The sequence below is a fragment of the Intrasporangium sp. genome (assembly GCF_032907665.1).
In the GTDB taxonomy this organism is placed as follows: domain Bacteria; phylum Actinomycetota; class Actinomycetes; order Actinomycetales; family Dermatophilaceae; genus Intrasporangium.
Genome location: NZ_JAJJPG010000261.1, coordinates 1 through 2541 on the forward strand (window position 1 = coordinate 1; position 2541 = coordinate 2541).

2 protein-coding genes and 1 tRNA gene are annotated in these 2541 nt (G+C 70.0%); all 3 read right to left on the minus strand.

Features of this window, described 5'->3' with window-relative positions:
• Positions 1 to 264: 264 nt before the first annotated feature.
• The 3 genes from LOY02_RS19185 to cysK all read right to left on the minus strand — a co-directional run bounded on the left by LOY02_RS19185 (position 265) and on the right by cysK (position 2173).
• Positions 265 to 354 (minus strand) — tRNA-Ser (locus LOY02_RS19185).
• A gap of 176 nt (positions 355 to 530) precedes the next feature.
• Entirely contained in the window at positions 531 to 1241 is a 711-nt protein-coding gene (gene epsC, locus LOY02_RS19190; RefSeq protein WP_317183958.1) for a serine O-acetyltransferase EpsC, read from the minus strand.
• A gap of 2 nt (positions 1242 to 1243) precedes the next feature.
• Positions 1244 to 2173, minus strand: a complete 930-nt coding sequence (gene cysK / locus LOY02_RS19195; RefSeq protein WP_317183959.1) for a cysteine synthase A — start codon at positions 2171 to 2173, stop codon at positions 1244 to 1246.
• Positions 2174 to 2541: the final 368 nt, after the last annotated feature.

A 2541-nucleotide genomic window follows, 5' to 3' on the forward strand; every position in this document is an offset into this window, starting at 1 on the left:
GGCGCCCGAGGTCTGCGGGATCGAGTCCCGCAAAGAGCTCCACACCTGCCAGTTCCGCTGCGACGTCGGCCACGAGCCCAGTCTCACCGATGAGCGGCCACCAGGACAGGCAGACACGAACTGCATGACGGGGAGGGAAGAGGGGAGTCCAGGCCCTCGGCCACGGTGGGGCGTGGCCGGGGGCGAAGGACTCGGCGCGGGGCCCGGCTGAGGGCGCCGGACCCCGCGCCGACCTCCCGGACAGCGCGAGGTGCGCTGGGAGATTGGCGGAGGGCGTGGGATTCGAACCCACGATGGGGATAAACCCATAGCGGTTTTCAAGACCGCCGCACTAGGCCACTATGCGAGCCCTCCAGGTGCGCCGAGTCTAGCCAAGGTGCCGGCGTCGCCTGAATCCGCGCAACCCACCCCTCGGACGGCTCTTCGGGACGGGCGAGCCCGGGGACAGGGCGAGCCCCGCTGTGCCGGGGGAACGCAGCGGGGCTCGCGCAGAGGCAGCTGCCTCGGCTCAGGACGTACCCAGGGCCAGGTCAGATGAACATCGCCGGGTCGAGCCAGTGGTTCGCGGCAGTCCGCTTGGGGAAGCGCAGCTCCGCAGGCACCCCGACCGCAACCGCGCCGGCGGGGACGTCCTTGACGACGACGGCGTTGGCGCCGATCTGTGTGTCGTCCCCGATCAGCACGGGCCCCAGGATTCGCGCGCCTGCCCCGATCGTCACCCGGTTGCCGACCGTGGGGTGTCGCTTGACGTGCTCCATGGAGCGGCCGCCGAGCGTCACCCCGTGGTAGACCATGACGTCGTCGCCGACCTCCGCGGTCTCACCGATGACGACACCCATGCCGTGGTCGATGAAGAACCGGCGACCGATCTGCGCCGCGGGGTGGATCTCGACGCCGGTGACCGAGCGGGCCACCGTGGCGAGGACGCGAGCGGGCAGGCGACCGCCGGGCAGCTTCCACAGCTCGTGGAGCCCGCGGTGGGCCCAGATCGCGTGCAGCCCGGGCGACGTGAGCACGACCTCGAGCCGGGACGACGCGGCCGGGTCGCGCTCGATGGCGCCGTCGACGTCCTCGCGCAAGCGCGCGGCCACCTTGCGGACGAGACCGAGCCCAGCGGCATACGCCCGCTTCTTCGGCGTATGCCGCTCAGCCGGCTCGACGTCGGACGCGCGGACCAGCGTGAGCGGGGTCCCGTGCGGGGGGCGGCGCCTCCCGTGCTCGGACTTCGCGGCGGTGCTCATGGTCAGTCGACCAGACCCTCGAAGAGGATGGTGGACAGGTAGCGCTCACCGAAGGACGGGACGATGACGACGATGGTCTTGCCCTTGTTCTCCGGCCGGGCGGCGACCTGGGCAGCCGCGGCGATGGCGGCGCCCGAGCTGATGCCCACGAGGAGGCCCTCCTCGGTGGCGGCGCGGCGAGCGTACTCGACGGACGTGGCGGCGTTGACGTCGATGACCTCGTCGTAGACCTCGGTGTCGAGGATCTCCGGGACGAAGTTGGCCCCGATGCCCTGGATCTTGTGCGGCCCGGGCTGACCTCCGTTGAGGATGGCCGACTCCTCGGGCTCGACGGCGATGATCTTGACGTCGGGCTTGCGGGACTTGAGGACCTGTCCCACGCCTGTGATGGTGCCGCCCGTGCCGATGCCGGCGACGACGATGTCGACCTTGCCGTCCGTGTCCTTCCAGATCTCCTCGGCGGTTGTCTTCCGGTGGATCTCCGGGTTGGCCTCGTTGGCGAACTGACGGGCGAGGACTCCGCCTCGCTCGGAAGCGATCTGCTCGGCCCGCTCGACGGCCCCCTTCATCCCGGTCGCGGGATCGGTGAGGACGAGCTCGGCACCGAAGGCACGCAGGAGGGCACGGCGCTCCTTGGACATGGACTCCGGCATGGTGAGGACGACGTCGTAGCCGCGGGCGGCGCCGACCATCGCGAGGGCGATGCCGGTGTTGCCCGAGGTGGCCTCGACGATGGTGCCGCCCGGCTGGAGCTCTCCGCTGGCCTCAGCAGCATCGACGATGGACACCCCGATGCGGTCCTTGACCGAGCTCGCGGGGTTGTAGAACTCGAGCTTCGCGGCGACGGTCGCCTCCGCTCCGTCGGTGACCCGGTTGAGTCGGACGAGCGGCGTGTTGCCGATCAGCTTGGTCACGTCGTCGTGAATGGGCATTGCGGGGCTCCCTCTGGCGGCTATTGGGCTGCGGTGGCTTGGGGTGATCGTGCCGGGGTGGTTCGTGGTGGTGGGGCTGGGGTGGTGCGTGCTCCGGCGAGCGCGGTGGTGTGCGCCGATTATCCCTGATAATCGGCGCTTCCTTATGAATATTCCAACATCTGGTTATTCCGTGCCAGTTCGGTGGGTGTGCCCCTACCCCGAGCGCGACCCCCTGCGCACGGCGCCGAACGCTGGCCGAATCCGACCGGGACGGCGTCACGCATCAGCCGACCCCGCCAAGCCGCCGGGACGCGCGTCACGCTGGGACCGCGGTCACAATGCACTAAGCGTCTGCTCACTCGTCAGTAGACTCCCCGGCATGAGTG